The 17148-nt window shown below is 38.5% G+C and carries 14 protein-coding genes; 4 read left to right on the forward strand and 10 right to left on the reverse strand.

The features are described 5' to 3' along the window. Nucleotides 1-81 precede the first annotated feature (81 nt). The 4 genes from rlmH (at nucleotide 82) to BUC12_RS01220 (ending at nucleotide 6451) form a co-directional block, all read left to right on the forward strand. On the forward strand, nucleotides 82-555 hold the full coding sequence (gene rlmH / locus BUC12_RS01205) for a 23S rRNA (pseudouridine(1915)-N(3))-methyltransferase RlmH (protein ID WP_062175354.1): 474 nt from the start codon (nucleotides 82-84) through the stop codon (nucleotides 553-555). 391 nt (nucleotides 556-946) lie between these two features. Then, nucleotides 947-3604 carry a TonB-dependent receptor gene (locus BUC12_RS01210; RefSeq protein WP_062175355.1) on the forward strand — a complete coding sequence of 886 codons (2658 nt, stop codon included), beginning with the start codon at nucleotides 947-949 and terminating at the stop codon, nucleotides 3602-3604. Nucleotides 3605-3626: 22 nt separating this feature from the next. Continuing rightward, nucleotides 3627-5537, forward strand: a complete 1911-nt coding sequence (locus tag BUC12_RS01215; RefSeq protein ID WP_062175356.1) for a choice-of-anchor J domain-containing protein — start codon at nucleotides 3627-3629, stop codon at nucleotides 5535-5537. 122 nt (nucleotides 5538-5659) lie between these two features. After that, the gene (locus BUC12_RS01220) at nucleotides 5660-6451 is read left to right on the forward strand and encodes a TrmH family RNA methyltransferase (protein WP_062175357.1); all 792 of its coding nucleotides are present in this window, start codon (nucleotides 5660-5662) and stop codon (nucleotides 6449-6451) included. Between the two features lie 87 nt (nucleotides 6452-6538). Here BUC12_RS01220 and secG read toward each other — a convergent pair whose 3' ends face one another. The 10 genes from secG to BUC12_RS01270 form a co-directional block, all read right to left on the reverse strand. Further along, complete coding sequence (secG, locus tag BUC12_RS01225) at nucleotides 6539-6880, reverse strand: preprotein translocase subunit SecG (RefSeq protein WP_062175358.1); 342 nt, start codon at nucleotides 6878-6880, stop codon at nucleotides 6539-6541. A 3-nt stretch (nucleotides 6881-6883) separates the two neighbouring features. Beyond that, nucleotides 6884-7843, reverse strand: coding sequence for a hypothetical protein (locus BUC12_RS01230; RefSeq protein WP_062175359.1), 960 nt, complete (start codon nucleotides 7841-7843; stop codon nucleotides 6884-6886). A 39-nt stretch (nucleotides 7844-7882) separates the two neighbouring features. Continuing rightward, entirely contained in the window at nucleotides 7883-8389 is a 507-nt protein-coding gene (locus BUC12_RS01235; RefSeq protein ID WP_062175360.1) for an LptE family protein, read from the reverse strand. Further along, nucleotides 8386-9669 (reverse strand): sigma-54 interaction domain-containing protein, encoded by a 1284-nt coding sequence (locus tag BUC12_RS01240; RefSeq protein ID WP_062175361.1) that lies wholly within the window; start codon nucleotides 9667-9669, stop codon nucleotides 8386-8388. The genes BUC12_RS01235 and BUC12_RS01240 overlap by 4 nt, the downstream gene beginning before the upstream one ends. A 175-nt stretch (nucleotides 9670-9844) precedes the next feature. Beyond that, nucleotides 9845-10681, reverse strand: a complete 837-nt coding sequence (locus tag BUC12_RS01245; protein ID WP_062175362.1) for a lysophospholipid acyltransferase family protein — start codon at nucleotides 10679-10681, stop codon at nucleotides 9845-9847. A 436-nt stretch (nucleotides 10682-11117) separates the two neighbouring features. After that, complete coding sequence (locus BUC12_RS20435; RefSeq protein ID WP_062175363.1) at nucleotides 11118-11477, reverse strand: DUF6713 family protein; 360 nt, start codon at nucleotides 11475-11477, stop codon at nucleotides 11118-11120. 606 nt (nucleotides 11478-12083) lie between these two features. Next, nucleotides 12084-13469 (reverse strand): phosphoglucosamine mutase, encoded by a 1386-nt coding sequence (gene glmM / locus BUC12_RS01255; protein WP_062175364.1) that lies wholly within the window; start codon nucleotides 13467-13469, stop codon nucleotides 12084-12086. 22 nt (nucleotides 13470-13491) lie between these two features. Continuing rightward, nucleotides 13492-14088, reverse strand: coding sequence for a DUF4827 family protein (locus BUC12_RS01260; RefSeq protein WP_062175365.1), 597 nt, complete (start codon nucleotides 14086-14088; stop codon nucleotides 13492-13494). Further along, nucleotides 14085-15143: a DHH family phosphoesterase gene (locus BUC12_RS01265; protein WP_062175366.1), complete on the reverse strand. Its 1059-nt coding sequence runs from the start codon at nucleotides 15141-15143 to the stop codon at nucleotides 14085-14087. Before BUC12_RS01265 ends, BUC12_RS01260 begins: the two co-directional genes overlap by 4 nt. Nucleotides 15144-15176: 33 nt before the next feature. Beyond that, nucleotides 15177-17138, reverse strand: coding sequence for a ComEC/Rec2 family competence protein (locus BUC12_RS01270; protein WP_062175367.1), 1962 nt, complete (start codon nucleotides 17136-17138; stop codon nucleotides 15177-15179). Nucleotides 17139-17148 lie beyond the last annotated feature (10 nt).

Consider the following 17148-nt stretch of genomic DNA (forward strand, 5'->3'; position numbering starts at 1 on the left):
GTGAGAGAATTTCAGATCACTGATATGTTTAAGTTAGGCATAACTTGAGTGTGTTGGCGGTTGTAAAAGATGAAAAAATAAATGAAGATAAGCCTGCTTGTTATTGGAAAAACCGATGCCGGATATTTTGTAGAGGCAATCAAAGAGTATGAAAACCGGTTGAAGCATTACATACCTTTTGAGATGCAAGTGATTCCTGATATTAAAAACGTGAGGAGTATGTCAGAAGAACAGCAGAAGGAAAAAGAAGGAGATTTGATACTGAAGTGTTTGCAACCCGGTGATTATATTGTCTTGTTAGACGAAAGAGGCAAAGAGTTTTCATCTGTAGGATTCTCCGGTTACATCGAAAAGAAGTCCCATACAGTAAACAAACGCTTGGTTTTTGTTATCGGAGGACCTTATGGTTTTGCTCAAACGATATATGAAAAAGCATCAGAGCGAATATCTCTGTCCCGGATGACATTTTCCCACCAAATGATACGCCTCATATTTATAGAACAGCTCTATAGGGCTATGACTATACTTAATAATGAGCCATATCATCACGAGTGAAATTTTACATTAATTATTACAAATCTATTAAATCTGTTAACTTGCTGATAATTTTTTTATGTTTTATTTATATATCCATTTAAAATCATTTACCTTTGCTTCATATTTATATAATATAAGTGATCATTATTATGCGGAGTAGTTTCTCCCGGAAAAGTAGTTGTAAAAAGATGCTAGGCTATCTAGCCTATTGGGTCATTTATGAGGGGTATTCCCTCATGGAAAATCTGTATCGACGAAAGTCTTATATCGTCTTAACCTGAATCTGATGAATTGCTTGTGGTCACATATAAATAATCAAGCCGGTAGAGAAAGTGAAATTTCTTTACATATCCTTCGGACCAAAACAAAATCATTACATTTTTTAATATCTAAACTATCAAAATTAATCATGAGGAGAAAACTATTTTTTCTGCTTTTTGCTGTTTTATTTAGTTCAATCTCGGCTTTTGCTCAATCAACGATCAAAGGTAAAGTAATTGACAAAGACACAAAGGAGCCGTTGATCGGAGTATCTGTATTCTCACAGGCGGCTAAAGCCGGAACTTCAACAGACCTTGACGGATCTTTTTCATTCAAGGTTTCATCCGTATCGGGTAAATTGGATTTGACCTATGTTGGTTATAAAACAATGCATATCGATGCATCTGCCGATTTGGGAGTAATAGAGATGGAGAGTGATGCGATTGGTCTTAAAGACGTGGTTGTAACATCATCTATTGCAATCAGACGTAAAACTCCGGTTGCAATTTCGGTAATCGAACCCGAAATGCTGGAGACTAAATTAAGTTCTCAGGAGTTTCCCGAGATATTAAAGTCTACTCCGGGTGTTTATGCTACAAAACAAGGTGGTGGATATGGCGACTCGCGTATCAATCTTCGTGGTTTTGAATCTGCTAATATTGCTGTAATGGTAAATGGAGTTCCTGTAAATGATATGGAATGGGGTGGGGTATACTGGTCTAACTGGGCTGGTTTGTCTGATGTAACCCGTTCGATGCAGGTACAACGTGGACTTGGTGCTTCTAAAGTTGCTGCTCCTTCGGTAGGAGGTACAATTAATATTGTAACTAAATCGACAGATGCTACTAAAGGTGGTTTCGTATTCTATGGTTTAGGTAATGACAACTATAATAAGTTAGCGTTCAGTGTTTCTACAGGTCTTTCTGAAAATGGCTGGGCTATGACATTCCTGGGTTCTAAGAACTGGGGAGACGGATATATTATGGGAACAGAGTTTGAAGCTTACACATGGTTCCTGAATATCTCTAAAATTATCAATGACAATCATCAGTTATCATTCACAGCGTTCGGTTCGCCTCAATGGCATAACCAACGTTATAGCGGAGATTACCTGACTATAAGTGGATGGCAACAACAAAAGGACGGATATAAATTCAATCCAACTTATGGTTTTGACAATCAGGGAGAACGAGTTAATCAAAATCGTAACCGTTATCACAAACCTCAGATATCATTAAATCACTTCTGGACAATTAATGATAAATCGAGCTTATCTACTGTAGCCTATGTTTCTATAGGTGATGGAGCTGGACGTGCATGGAGAGGAAGTAATTACAATGGATTGTATGGAACAAATTCGTCTGATGGGTCTTTGAATCAGGACTACCGTGATCCTCTTACCGGTTATATGGATTACACGTCTTTATTGCAATCAAATAAGAATAATCCAAACGGATCGGATGTTGTATTGACAGAATCTCGTAACAACCACTTCTGGGCGGGTCTTATCTCAACATACACTACTAAATTAACTGAGGAGATTGATTTCTATGGAGGTATCGACGTTCGTTACTATGCCGGTCTTCACGATAGTAAGATTATAGACCTGATGGGTGGTGATTTCTATCTTGACCCACAACGTAAGGGCATATCCGAAACAAACTGGCCGGGACTAACTGATAGCTACAAGTATCAAAAACTTAAAGTCGGAGATGTTGTATATCGCGATAATACAGGTTATGTATCTCAAAATGGAGTATTCTCTCAGGCTGAATATAATAAAGAAGCATTAAGCGTATTCTTGTCAGGATCGCTTTCTACAAGTACTTATTGGAAAAAAGACCGCTACTATTACAGCAAAGCTAATCAAAAATCGGATTCTAAAACATTCTTAGGATTCAATGTGAAAGGTGGAGCAAACTATAATCTGACAGAAGAGCACAATGTATTCTTCAATACAGGTTATATTTCTCGTGCACCATTCATGAGTGGTGGTTATTTCACTAACATTCATACAAGTAATGCTGTAAATAAAGATGCGATCAATGAAAAATTATTCTCAGCGGAAGTAGGATACGGTTATCGTTCGAAATATTTGTCGGCTAACCTGAACCTTTATTACACTAAATGGATGGATAAAACGATGGTATCGACTTTGGGTAACGACCGTAATTCGTTCGTTAATATGAGTGGTATCAATGCCCGTCACCAAGGTATAGAATTAGACTTTGTTGCAAAACCTATCCGCAATCTTGAGATTACAGGTATGGTTTCTCTGGGAGACTGGATCTGGGATAGCAAAGCTACCGGATATGCATACAATAATATGGGACAACCAACAAATGATGGTAACAACCCTCTTGCCGAAGGTGAAGAGCATAAGGCATTCTTTGTAGATATGAAAGGTGTACGCGTAGGAAACTCTGCACAAACTACATTTGCAGCCGGAGCAAGTTATAAAATGTTCAATGAAAAGTTGACTGTTGGTTTGGATTATACTCACTACAGTGATAACTATGCAAATTTCAAAATAGAAATGCCTAATGCTGGAGGAACTTATAAATATTATAGTCCTTGGAAAATCCCAAGTGCAGGTGTACTTGATGCCAGAGCAAACTATAAGTTCAAGATCGGTACATTAGATGCGACTATTAGTGGTAATATAAACAATGTACTGAATCAGGAATACATTTCTGATGCATTAGATTACAATGCTCGTACCGAAGGTGGTAGCAGTTGGGAAAATGTAGGCGTAATGTATGGATTCGGACGTACTTATACAGCATCATTGAGAGTAAGATTCTAACCTAAATAAGATTTATAGAAAAATGAAAAAATATATATACATAGTAGCAGTATTACTCACCGGCATTTTTTCGGCTTGTGATTATAACGAACACTATTTCGATGATTTTGAAAATAAGACGGAACCCGGAAATGTAGCAACTTATGAGTATACATTCCAATCGGGAGATGTTGCAACCATCGTTTCTGCTCTTAGGGCTAATAAAACAGCTGCAGATTCGGCAATGGCTGATGCGTTTAATAGTGCGAAGGTATTTTCAAATGCACTACCAGCTTCTACATTGATGCCTTATCTGCTGAAATCGAAATATCTTGCAGGAGATGTAGGTTCTATTGCCAAAATCACTTACAGTTTTGACGAAAAAAGAGATTCGGTTTTAACCGGTCTATCGACACAATCTCTGGTTCTAGGTGACACTGATTATAAATTAGTATGGGGCGAACCATTTGCAGATGCTTTTACGCCAAGTAAATCTCCGGCAAATAATCTCCCTGCGGTATTAGAAGCCCGTTATCCAAATGCAAAAAAAGGCGATCTGAAAAACATTACTTATCAATATTCGACAGAAGAGCCTGTAGATGCAACTGTTATTGGCGATAGCTATTTGACAGAAGATTTTGAAGGAAGCTATGTTGCTTATGATATCATAAATAAAGACGGGTGGCAAAGCAAAGACCTGAAAGGAACATATAACTGGCAGGCAAAAACATACGACAGTAACTTCTTTGCTGAAGTTTCTTCATACAAATCAACCGGTGAAAATGAGATTTGGTTAATCTCTCCTCAGGTAGATTTAGGGCAAGTAGCCAATCCATATCTGTCATTCGATATCTGCGTGAGAAATCCGGCGGGAGATCTTTTGACAGTTTGGGTATCTAAAGACTTTGATGGTACAAATGTAGCTGCAGCTACATGGACTAATATCTCAAGTAAATTTACAATTCCTGTACCTTCAGCATCAATGAATGATTTCGAAGATGCCGGAATGGGTAGCTTGAGCAGTTTTGCCGGCGAGAAAGTATATGTCGCATTTAAGTATGTTGGAAACGGTGTAACCGGATTGACAACTACTTATCGTGTGGATAATGTAAATGTTTTCAATGCGATACCGGGTATCAAAGTCGAAAAATCCGAAACTGTATATACTGCCTACGAATTTGATGGTTCAGCATGGAAAGCATCGACAGGAAAAGTCGTTCTTCAGCCAGCCGATTACGAAGCTATGGGCGTTACTTATCTGACAACAGATAATGCACCAAGTTATATCTCAACTTATCTGAAATCTAAATATCCATATGCTCAACCTGATGCAAGTTATGTTGTTGTATACAAAACTAGCAGCTCGAACCAAGCAGATGAATATATATTCAATAATAATGCATGGACTCCTAATACATTTGTTGTAGAGAAAACAGATCAGTTTGTTTTTGCAGACGTAAATGGTCAAAAGCAATGGATATTTGATCCTACATTTGTTGTGAAAACAGAGAAAGCCGATTATCAGATAGTCGTAGATTATGTGAAAGCAAATGAGGCAGTAGATAATCCTGCTGTGTGGGATACAAGAGGTAATGCAGAATACTATTATGGTTTCAGTGCTTATTATCCTAATGTATCTTACCGTGATAAAGACCGTTCACTAGATCCTCTTTATCCATTGGAAGGAACAAGTGCCGAGAAAGAAAAATTCTGTAATGACCGCACAATAGCCGGGGTACAGATAATATTGGCTGCAACATATCCGAATGCAACCCCTATTGTAAACGGTGTAGAACAATTTGCAAAGGTTACATTAAAGATATACTCAAGCCATATCAGTACAATTGGTACAGAAGAGTGGGTATATACTATGCAATGTACCGGAACAAAAGAATGGAAGTTCATTCAACGTGAATCGAATACCAGAGCCGGTTATGTAGAAACTGCAGAGTAATCAATAGATTCTCAATATATGGAAAAGAGCTTATCCCAAATCGGGATAAGCTCTTTTTTCATGCAAACATTCGGATGGAAAGATGTTTTTCTATTCCTTTGTATTTCAATTTGTAATATATAATGGAAAAGATAATAAGCCTACAGAATAATCGTATCAAGAATATAGTAAAGCTAGGAAAAGCCAAAGAACGTAAAACGCAAGGTCTTTTTATACTGGAAGGTGCAAGAGAGCTTATGTTGGCATTGTCTGCTGGTTATGAGGTTGATTCTGTATTTATTTGCCCCGAACTATTTAGTAAGACTGATTATCCCGAAGTTTTAAGTGGAATTGAGAATAGCTGTAAATTTGAAGTTTCGGAGCAGGTATTTGATAAAATAGCCTACCGCGAAGGTTCGGATGGTTTACTGACCTTGATGAAACCTAAATCGCATACTTTAGAGGACTTAAAAATAAAGAAGAATCCATTTATCATCATACTCGAGGCTGTAGAGAAGCCCGGGAATTTAGGGGCCATCCTCCGTACAGCTGATGCTGCGCAGGTTGATGCTGTAATTGTCTGCGATCCATTGACTGATATTTACAACCCCAACGCAATACGTTCGGGTGTAGGATGTGTATTTACTGTTCCTGTTGCTGTTTGTTCGTCTCAGGAGGCTTTAATGTGGCTTAAGCAGAATCAAATAAAAGCATTAGCAGCAGAGTTACAGGCTTCGGAATGGTATCAGGATGTAGACTATACTACTCCTACAGCAATTGTAATGGGAACGGAAGCAGATGGACTAACTGATTTTTGGTTGAATAATTCGGATCAAAGAATAAAGATACCGATGAGGGGAAAGATTGATTCTCTTAATGTTTCCGTGTCTACTGCAGTAATTACTTTTGAAGCTATGCGGCAGCGGGGATTCTGATACTGTTCTTTTATGATACAAAAAAGAGGAAAGTTTTCGAAACTTTCCTCTTTTACTATATATCGTAAAAATATAAATAATTCTCTATTAATTTGCAGGAGCCGGAGCTGGCATAGGAGCCGGTAAAGTAGGCTGTGGCGAATTCATATCTGGAGCTTGAGTATTATCTACCGGAGCTGTCTGTTGTGTTTGAGGTTGTTGTCTCTCGTACGAAATGAATTTAGCACTTGCTAAACTGCATATCATAATAGCAATAGCTAAACCCCAAGTTGCTTTTTCCAAAAAATCAGCAGTCTTAGGTGCACCCATAATCTGATTTGAAGAAGAAAAATTAGAAGATAAGCCTCCTCCTTTTGATTTCTGGATTAAAACGACTAATACCAATATAATAGACGCAATAATTGATAAAATAGAAAATACGGTTACCATTATTTATTTAGTTTTTTTATTCGAATTCTTTATTAGTTTTTCCAAAAATGATAATTGGTCTGCAAAGTAAGTGTTTTTTTCGGGATAATTCAAACTCAAACGCTTAATAATTTCATAAGCCCGATTATATTTTTTCTGCTTAATGTAAATATTGGCAAGTGTTTGAGTAAAGAATATGTCATCATCCAGTTCCTTTTCACTGGCATTGCCATCCATATCTTCGTCCATATTATCCATGTCTTCTTCATCGCTACTATCCGACCTTTCCATTTTTATACGGATATCGTCTCTGTTTTCGGCTTTCGAGATAAAGCGGTCTATGATATCCTGATGCTTAAGTGAAGGAGTTTTCGAATCTTCAGAGGTTTCCTCGGTTATAGGTTCTTCCGGAACTGAAACCGGAGGTTCTTCGTCTGTAGTTTCCTCTGTTAAAGTATAACTCTCGGAGATAGATATATCTTCAGGTAAAGAACCGAAATCGAAATTTTCCAATATCTCATCTGTTTTACTCTTCTTTTCTTTTCCGAGATTTATCTCTGTTTGGATGGACGATTCTGACTCCAGATACGAGAAATAATCCAGAGACGCCATACTCGAATTTACGATAGCGTGCTCGAGCCTCCTTTCTTCTTCAACCTTGTCGGATAGTGTATCGAAAAAAGCATTTATAAGAAAATCTGTCCTGTCTTGGGTTAATCTCTTTTCAGCCTGTTTCTGGAAGTCTTTGAACTGGTTGTTCATCACATAGTAAAACAAGGCTTTCCGGTCGATAACAAAAGCAGCCAAACGTTTTAACTCATTTCGGAATGTATCATCTTCCAAAAGGTAAAGGCATTTGATATAAGTAAATATACCTGCCTGAAAAAAAGGGTATTTTTTTGTCAGGAACTGCAGCTGTGTAAGCATACCTGCATCCGGCTCCCGTTCCAGTTCTACGAGTTGGTAAAAGTCCCTGATATTCATAGTCGATATATTTTAATATTGGATAGAGTAGATATACGGTTACCAGTTCGACATGGTAGCATTAAATATCTGGTCTATTATCTCTTTGTTTATCTGATTATATAAATCTTCTTCAACATTAGTAAAGTTTATACTGGCATCAAAATCCCGGTATGCACTGAATGTTTCTTCCTTGTCTTCATTCGGATTTACATTATTCCGGTAGCGTACTCTTACGGCCATTGTCAAACGTGTAGTGGCGGCAAGCGCATTCTCTGTTACGTTCAGCCCCATCAGGTCATAACGGATTATCTCGCCTTCCAGTTCAAGGTCGGCAGGGCCATTAGACAGAATAGACAACTTGGTGTTCCTTGTGAAAAAGTCTCTCATCTCCAAGTTAAATGCCGGAGCCACTGAAGGATTAACGCGGTCGGCCTGATTCTGGAAGTCTTTAATATAAAGAGTTTTGATTTTAGTATAGTCAATGGATGCCCCATTAAACTGGTATGACACTCTACATGATATGACTACCAAAATGACAGCCAGACAGGCGATAAATCTTTTCATAAATTATCTAAGTTATATTCTTTGATCTTTCTGTAGAGGGTTCTCTCTGATATTTTCAGATCCTGAGCAGCATTCTTACGTTTACCGTTGTGCCGTTCGAGGGCTTTTTTTATCATTTCCCGTTCCACGTCTTCTAACGAAGCAGTTTCTTCAATAAAATCATTCGCTTCTATATCTTCGGCATCGTCTTTTATCGGTAACGGGGTTATAGATGTAGGTTCTGTATATTTAATCGGGACAGCCCTGCTCTGATCTTTATCTACGACTGTAAGGGTTGTAGGTGTTGCCGGCATTTTATTATCTGTCGACAGATGCTGGGCAGATTCGACTGTACCGGAAACAAGATCGTGAACCACTTTTTTGAGTTCATTCATATCTTTCCTCATATCAAATAATACCTGATAGAGTATTTCCCTTTCACTGTTAAATAGTTTCTGGTCATTGCTTCCTGATCCGGCATTGATGGTGCCGATAGGTACTATTCCTACCTCATTGTCCGGAAGATACAGTTTCAGTATTTCAGGTGATATCTCGCGCTCTTGCTCAATGATCGATATCTGCTCGGTAATATTCTTTAATTGCCTGATGTTGCCCGGCCAACGGTAGTGCTTCAGCATATCTTTAGCACGGTCGGTCAGTGTGATTGAGGGCATCTGGTATTTTTCGGCACAGTCGCTGGCAAATTTTCTGAAAAGTAGGGGTATGTCATCCTGTCTATCGCGTAAGGCCGGTACACGGATAGGAACAGTATTGAGCCTGTAGTACAAATCTTCGCGGAATTTTCCATTTGAAGTCGCCGTAACCATGTCTAAATTAGTGGCAGCTACTACCCGGACGTCTGTTTTTTCGACTTTAGACGAACCTACTTTTATGTATTCTCCGGTTTCGAGAACCCGTAGTAAGCGTGCCTGGGTAGATAACGGAAGCTCGCCTACTTCGTCAAGAAACAATGTGCCTCCATTGGCTACTTCAAAATATCCTTTACGGTCGCCCGTAGCTCCGGTAAAAGACCCTTTCTCGTGCCCGAAAAGTTCCGAATCGATAGTTCCCTCGGGGATAGAGCCGCAATTGACAGCGATATATGTTCCGTGTTTACGACGGCTGAACTGATGTATTATCTGTGGAAAAGTTTCTTTACCTACGCCACTTTCTCCTGTTACCAGTACAGACATGTCGGTAGGTGCGACCTGTAGGGCTATGTCGATAGCTCTATTAAGATCAGGACTGTTTCCAATGATCCCGAATCGTTGTTTTACTTGTTGTAAATCCGGTTTTGCCATAATTCTCCAGTTTAAGGTCTTTTACGACCTTTTATTCCTTAATTATCTAAGTGTGTAGTAAGTGATAAAAGCCTGCTTTTACAGAAAAGCATAACAACTGCTTACGCCTATAGACAAATTTACATATTTATTTTATACCTAGCGAAATTCTCCGAATAATAGATCGTGTAATTGACTAATCATTATCTCTAGCCAAATCATATGTTTTCTCTTTCAGAAATTCTCCTAGTTCTTCCAGATCGTTATGCCGGGCAATCTCATCAGGCATGATGGGCGTTCCAAACCTTACATGTATGGTTTTACCCTTTTTATTATACACCTCATGTCCAAGGCGAAGGCTTCGCAAACGCCAATCTACAAGATCGAGGAAATTGAAGAGCCAAGAGTTCTTTCCACTAAAGTACATAGGGATAACAGGTACTTTCGATCCCTTTATCAGTTTAATAACGGAAGGTTGCCACTCCCTGTCCCGTACAGTCATTTTTAAGCCTTTCAGTTTTGTTTTGGAAACTGCCCCGGCCGGGAAAAAACCCAGAGGATGACCTGCTTTTACATGTGCTATACATTGCTTAACACCTTCGAGGCTCGATTTGTTGGAAACCGTTCCCTTCTGGTATGGATTTACTGCAATAAAGTGCATCGACATAGTATCGATCATTCCGAGAATAAAGTTAACCATCATTTTATAGTCGGGACGTACCGACCCTACTACATCTATAGCCGTAATGCCGTCAATATGTCCGTAAGCATGATTGGATACGGTAATGAAAGCCTGATCTTTGAACTGATCTAACACTTCACGGTTTTCGATAACGATATTTACTCCTACATCCTTCAGGAGACTGTCACAAAAGGCCACTCCTTCGTATTGTTTTGATGTGTCGTATATACGGTTTACCTTATTTAGTCCGGTGAGGCTCATTCCCATTTTTATAAGAATATTGCCAAACCTTCCCCTAAATATAGGGTGCATTTTCCTTATTTCGTCTGCACTGATTAGTTTCTCTTTCATCCTGAATTAATTATTGAGTCCTTAGACTTTTATTGGTTTTGTAGGCAAAGCAACAATAACCAGTTATATATTATCTAAAGCGTAACACAAAGTATACATGTGTGTCACTATTGTAAGGTATGTGTCACCTTGGTAAATTGCTTTAAATTAGATTCTTAAATGCTGTAAAGTGACAAAGGTGACAAAAGTGACACTGTTTTTTACTTTTTATTTTTTGTCCTTATCTCTACTGATATCTGATACATTATAAACTTGCGACCAATATTTCATACAAATCCTTCCTTTGTTTTATAGATAAATTTCTCAGCTACTGGTTCATACACTGAAAGATAATTCATGTTGGTTTTTCGTTGAAAATGTTCGGTAATCTGATACCTTACCGCACTGAGAGCGGCAAATTGAAGATTTCTTCTTTTTGTCGCTTTCTCATTGATTTTTATCTGAATAAAATTATATCAAGAATTCCACAGATTGCTATACTTGTTATGATTGACCACGAAAATTTATCTTTAAATTTATTCTTTTCATGTTTTAAAAATATAACGTGCAGTAGAAAATGAACAATCATAAAAACATCAAATATTTTGGCAAATATTTCAATAGTGGAAGCATTAGTTATTAACCAAAAAATTAAAACAAATATAGGGATATGAAAGCTTACAAATATAATATATCCTTGTTTTTCGCTTAAGGAAGAAAGTATAGGAAACATTTTCCATTCTTTATAACGTATTGCATCCATTTCGTGTATCAAAAAGAGCGAAAGACCAATGTAAAATAGAAAATATTCTGCCATTTATTTGATATTATTATTCTCAAAGATAAGAAACAGGAGTAAAATAATTCACTTATCTATCTTCAATTGAATCACTTTTGTTAAATTCTACATATTTCAAAAAATCAATGACTTTTAGAAGGTCCTCTATAAAGGTTCTTTTAAATATTACATCTTTTTCTGCGCGCAATCATAGATTGCTTACCCTTCTTTTGGTCTAAGCCTCAAAAGAAGGCAAAACTCATTGGCAGACCGAGTCCTCGCATACGTACGTTTTCGTCCGTCAGGCTTTGACATCGTCGTAAAGTACGGGGTGCCCGTTGTGAGAAGAAAGCGTTAAAAGACAAATAGAAGTTGTATTAAACGTATTTCTTTTGTCTTCGCTTTCGAACACGTAACGGGTCGGGCTTGCAGGCGCAGTCTTGATTTTTTGTTTCGTTTTGCATCAAGGCAAAATGAAAAACAAGCCTTTAGGCGCGTTAGTTAATTACAGAAAAGCAAAGAACGTTTTTTTTTAATACTGATTCGCATAATTCAATAACAAGCAGAATGACTGTTAGAAAATGACAACAAATCGACTTGCTACATTTTTTGATGTTACAAGCCGATCTGTTTTATACTGAAGTCTTATTTTGTAAGACTTTTGATTATGTCTATAATTTCTGCTCCGGCAGCTTCTGCTTGTTGCATTGAAGATGCTTCTGAATATATTCTGATTATCGGTTCCGTATTCGATTTCCGTAAATGCACCCATTTATCAGGGAAATCTATCTTCACGCCATCAATGTCTGTTACATCAAATGAGGCGAATTTATTTTTTACAGCCAGAAGAATAGCGTCCACGTCGATATCGGGAGTTAATTCTATCTTTTGCTTAGCAATATAATATTCAGGGTATGTGGCACGCAATTCGCTTACGGTTTTTTTCTCATGGGCAAGATGACTCAGAAATAAAGCGATACCTACCAACGAATCTCTTCCGTAGTGGCTCGCAGGATAAATAACCCCACCATTGCCTTCGCCACCAATAACGGCGTTTGTAGCTTTCATCTTGGTGGTGACATTTACCTCACCTACAGCAGCGGCATTATATTCCATTCCATATTTACGGGTAACATCGCGTAATGCGCGGCTCGAGCTAAGGTTTGATACAGTATTGCCCGGAGTATGTTTTAATACATAATCGGCAACAGCCACAAGGGTGTATTCTTCGCCAAACATGTTTCCTTTTTCGTCGACTAATGCTAAACGGTCAACATCCGGATCTACGACAATTCCTACGTCCGCTTTGCCTGATTTCATCAAATCAGATATTTCAGTCAGATTTTCAGCCAAAGGTTCGGGGTTGTGCGCAAAATCACCGGTCGAATCACAATTCAACTCAACTATATTGTTTACCCCAAGGGCTTTTAATAGTTTAGGTACGACAATACCTCCAACTGAATTTACACAATCTATCGCTACTTTAAAATTGGCAGCTTTGATTGCTGCTGCATCAACTAGTTTCAGATCAAGTACGGCTTGTATATGTGCATCGGAGTAATCTTTGCCGGTAACTTTACCCAGATGGTCTACATCTGCATATATATACTCACCGGACTCTGCAATTTTTAGAACTTCTTCACCCTCCGCAGCATTCAGGAATTCACCTTTTTCGTTAAGCAACTTCAAGGCGTTCCATTGTCTTGGATTATGGCTGGCTGTCAGGATGATTCCTCCGCATGCACCTTCCATCGCAGTTGCCAATTCGGTCGTAGGAGTTGTTGCAAGGCCTATATTTACCACATCGAAGCCTATCCCCATAAGGGTACCTACCACTACATGCTCCATCATATTGCCTGATATGCGGGCATCGCGGCCTACTACTATTTTATTGCTGTTTACTTTTGTATTCTTCTTTATGAATGTGGCATAAGCAGAAACGAATTTAACGGTATCCAAAGGGTTAAGCCCTTCGCCGATACTTCCGCCTATTGTACCTCTGATCCCTGATATAGATTTAATTAAAGACATATGATTCCGTTTTCAAATGTTGTTATTGTATGATTTTAGTATATTGTAAGCGGGTGAAAAAGATTGCGTAATAACCGCTCTGTTGTACATACGATCCGCTGTTGAAAGGAACGATCAGGCTAACAATAGCTTTTTCTCCCACATGCTGAAGAGGTACAGCCATCCCCGACGACATATAGTATGACTGGATAGTACCCAGATAAGAGTCGGTGGAACTACTGGTGTATGTAGACGAAACCCCGTATAAAAACTCGATAGGTTGAACCCCATCAGGATTGTATGTTATAGTGTCGGAGTCTGCTGTAGGCAGAGACATCGCATCCCAAAAACGGACATTTACAACCGAGCGGTTGCTTGCGTTTGCCCTTTTTCCATTACCCGAATCAATGACATTGATGTAAACGCCGGTAGACGAGTCATAGTAATATTGATTAGACTTGAATACCCCGGATTCAGGATAAGTGTAAAGTACTTCTATATCGTGGGCATTTATAAAGCTCTTTATGTTTTTACGTTCTCTATTCAGCCTGTCTGCATATGAGTCTCCATTGTCGCACGAAGCAAACAATACCATTATACAAACGAATAATCCGCTTATCTTTAGCGCTGCTTTTCTCATTTTTTATCTAAATTATTCTTATTATTAATCAATAACTCCGCATACTCATCTAAAGTTTTCTCAAAAAGATCGATTGCGTCACTCAGCGGCCCGTAATACTCTCCACCTGAGGCGTTGAGATGTCCCCCTCCATTAAAGCATTGGGCTGCAAATGTATTACACGGAAATGTGCCCTGCGACCTGAGAGATATTTTTATCATGTCTTTTTCCTGATCCTGACGGAGGAATACCGAAAACGTGATTCCACTTATATTCAAAGGCAGATTAGCGAATCCTTCAGTATCCCCTTTTTGAGAGTGGAATCTGTCCTGGTCTTTTTTATCAAGCCAGATCAAGGCTGTTCCGTACTCTTCATAAATTTTCATACGTTCCGAAAGCATAAGCCCCATCAAACGGAACCGGTCCGGCGTATAGCTATGATATACCTTTGAGTAAATATAGTCTTTATCTATTCCTTTCAGTAATAACTGTCCGATAATATAATAAATCTCGGGACTGTTGGAATTATAAGTGAAAGCTCCGGTATCGGTCATCATTCCGGTGTAGATGGCTTCAGCGGAGGCCTTGCTCATGTGTTCAAAATCTCCCATCCGGCAGATAAGGCGGAACACCAATTCACAGGTCGATGATATTTCGGGATGTGAGATCGTTACATCACAAAAGGCATCGGGATCGGGATGATGGTCAACCAGTACTTTCTTGGCTTTCGACTCTTTTACCAATTCACCGACTCTTTTTATACGAGACAATACATTAAAGTCGAGGCAAAAAATCAAATCAGCCTCTTCAATCAACTTTGCTGCAAAGTCGGCATATTTTTCGTATATTAAAACATCCTTCGCTCCGCTCATCCATTTTAGGAAGTACGGGAACTCGTTAGGAACAATAATTGTAGTTTCGATACCACTGTCTTGCAGATAATGATATAGCCCGAGTGACGAACCTATAGCATCACCATCGGGTGATACATGAGTTACGATAACAACCTTCTCGGCTTTATCTATCAGATCTTCTACTTTGTTAATCTTTTCTTGCGCAATAATTTTTGAGAACATTACATCCAAATAAAATGTATTTGCGCAAAAATACTAAAAAAATATCCTTAATGCCCCATTCTCGGATATATCATAGTATGGAATTCGTAATTTTTCACATTCAGACATCAATCGTTTTGAGTTGTAGCCTGATATAGAGCCGTCGATAATAACTTTTTTTATATTAAATATTCTGGATAAAGTATATAACGAAACGGCATTATTCTCTGCGATATGAAGATAGTCGAGTTGCATTTTAGATGAAGTTGCCCGGGCATTCTTCCATCTGTCATCGGACAAAAGCAGGTAGGTTTTTCCTTTCAGGTTCAAGATGCGGTTATCTTGTTTCTCGTTTATGGAAAATTTACGGTAGTCAATATAGTAGATTATATCCGTAGAGTTTTTGTTGTTGTATACAATCAATGAATCCTTGTTCTGAAGCAAGCCCGATAAACCAATACTGAAAAGGATAAGTAGGGATGCGAGGGATGTTATTAATAATTTAGGCTTACTGGATTTGACAAAAAAGATAAAAGAAAAGATCATTGTCCATAAAATGAAAACCGACGGAAGGGATATATTCAGATTATCGGATACAGCAAAGGGTAGTTTTTCGAAAAAGAAAGAAACTTCGGTGAGTAGTTTGATTACTATTCTGAATGCAGAGACAGGTAAATAATATAAAGCCGGGGCAATTACCGGAAAAATAAGAGCAGGAATAGCTACAACTGCAATGATTACAATAATGTAAATAGCTAAAGATATTAAAGGTACGATTATCAGGTTTGTTACGAAAAAGTAGGAAGGGAATGTCCCGAAATAGTAAAGACATAAGGGTAGGGTACCCAGTTGGGCAGCTAATGAAACAGTAAATAGATCCCGGAAGTATTTGGCATATTTATTTTTGAATACGATTAATTTAGAAAACATAGGTAATAGTACCATCATGGATAGGACGGCTATAAAGCTCAGTTGAAATCCAAGATCGAATAGCCATAGCGGATTCCATATAAGCATAACGAAAGCGCAAGCCAACAGTGTATTATATGAATAAGTACGGCTATTTATTATAACTGATACACACAGCATTGTGAGCATGATACATGCTCGGACAGCAGAAGGAGGAAAGCCAATAATAAAAGTATATACCCAAAGCAGAAGTATTATCGAAGGATACCTGAAAGACTTAACTTTACTGTGTGAGAATAAGATGCCGGAAACCCCGAGGAAAATCGAGAATAAGATCATCATATGCATCCCGCTTATGGCGAGCACATGTGCTGTTCCCGTGGCCCTGAATGACTGGACTACGTCATCCGACAGTGAGTCGGTATAACCCAGAGTCAGTGCAGCCAGTATTCCGTATTCACTCTCGTTTAATTCTAAAGATTGAAAGAACAATAAGATGTTTTGCCGCGATCGGCTGGCTAAGGTGAATAAATTGAGCGACGGCTCTTTATCGACGATCTCCCATTGATCGGATTTTATAAAAGAAATCCCTGAATAGCCTTTATTTCTCATAAATTGAGAATAATCGAATCTGTCAGGGTTGCCATTGCTCGTAAAAGGAGTTACTTTACTGAAGAACGAAATATATTCACCCGGTTTCAACCATTTAGCCGATCCACTCTTGGGTAAGTAACATATTATTTGTTTGCCGGATTCGGTCAGTTTAACCTTTATGGCTATAGTAGAAGGTTTTTCCTGAGGTAAATCTATAATAATGCCTTCATGTACTCCTGTGATATCCGGAAAGGTAAACCGTGAGGCTTCTTGACGGAACATCGTAGATATAATACCGATGGCGAAAAGAACGAAGCAGGCACCAATACCAAATAAGTGCCTCCATTTATACTGGGCTTGTTGTTTGATAAATAACGAGAAAAGCATCATGCCCGCTCCGATAGAAAAAGGTATGATGCTCCATCTGTAAATGTCTGTATAATATTGGAGAACAATACCCGCTAAAAGAGGAAGCAGTAACCTGAAAAAGGGAACTCTTTGTATAGCATCCATCTTAAGCGGA

The organism is Indolivaga macrotermitis, assembly GCF_900128985.1.
Taxonomy (GTDB): Bacteria; Bacteroidota; Bacteroidia; order Bacteroidales; family Dysgonomonadaceae; genus Dysgonomonas_A; species Dysgonomonas_A macrotermitis.

What these genes read in the sequence shown, in the direction of transcription:
- rlmH (WP_062175354.1), top strand. Translation starts at nt 82, where the DNA reads ATGAAGATAAGCCTGCTTGTTATTGGAAAAACCGATGCCGGATATTTT.
- BUC12_RS01210 (WP_062175355.1), top strand. Translation starts at nt 947, where the DNA reads ATGAGGAGAAAACTATTTTTTCTGCTTTTTGCTGTTTTATTTAGTTCA.
- BUC12_RS01215 (WP_062175356.1), top strand. Translation starts at nt 3,627, where the DNA reads ATGAAAAAATATATATACATAGTAGCAGTATTACTCACCGGCATTTTT.
- BUC12_RS01220 (WP_062175357.1), top strand. Translation starts at nt 5,660, where the DNA reads ATGGAAAAGATAATAAGCCTACAGAATAATCGTATCAAGAATATAGTA.
- secG (WP_062175358.1), bottom strand. Translation starts at nt 6,880, where the DNA reads ATGGTAACCGTATTTTCTATTTTATCAATTATTGCGTCTATTATATTG.
- BUC12_RS01230 (WP_062175359.1), bottom strand. Translation starts at nt 7,843, where the DNA reads ATGAATATCAGGGACTTTTACCAACTCGTAGAACTGGAACGGGAGCCG.
- BUC12_RS01235 (WP_062175360.1), bottom strand. Translation starts at nt 8,389, where the DNA reads ATGAAAAGATTTATCGCCTGTCTGGCTGTCATTTTGGTAGTCATATCA.
- BUC12_RS01240 (WP_062175361.1), bottom strand. Translation starts at nt 9,669, where the DNA reads ATGGCAAAACCGGATTTACAACAAGTAAAACAACGATTCGGGATCATT.
- BUC12_RS01245 (WP_062175362.1), bottom strand. Translation starts at nt 10,681, where the DNA reads ATGAAAGAGAAACTAATCAGTGCAGACGAAATAAGGAAAATGCACCCT.
- BUC12_RS20435 (WP_062175363.1), bottom strand. Translation starts at nt 11,477, where the DNA reads ATGGCAGAATATTTTCTATTTTACATTGGTCTTTCGCTCTTTTTGATA.
- glmM (WP_062175364.1), bottom strand. Translation starts at nt 13,469, where the DNA reads ATGTCTTTAATTAAATCTATATCAGGGATCAGAGGTACAATAGGCGGA.
- BUC12_RS01260 (WP_062175365.1), bottom strand. Translation starts at nt 14,088, where the DNA reads ATGAGAAAAGCAGCGCTAAAGATAAGCGGATTATTCGTTTGTATAATG.
- BUC12_RS01265 (WP_062175366.1), bottom strand. Translation starts at nt 15,143, where the DNA reads ATGTTCTCAAAAATTATTGCGCAAGAAAAGATTAACAAAGTAGAAGAT.
- BUC12_RS01270 (WP_062175367.1), bottom strand. Translation starts at nt 17,138, where the DNA reads ATGGATGCTATACAAAGAGTTCCCTTTTTCAGGTTACTGCTTCCTCTT.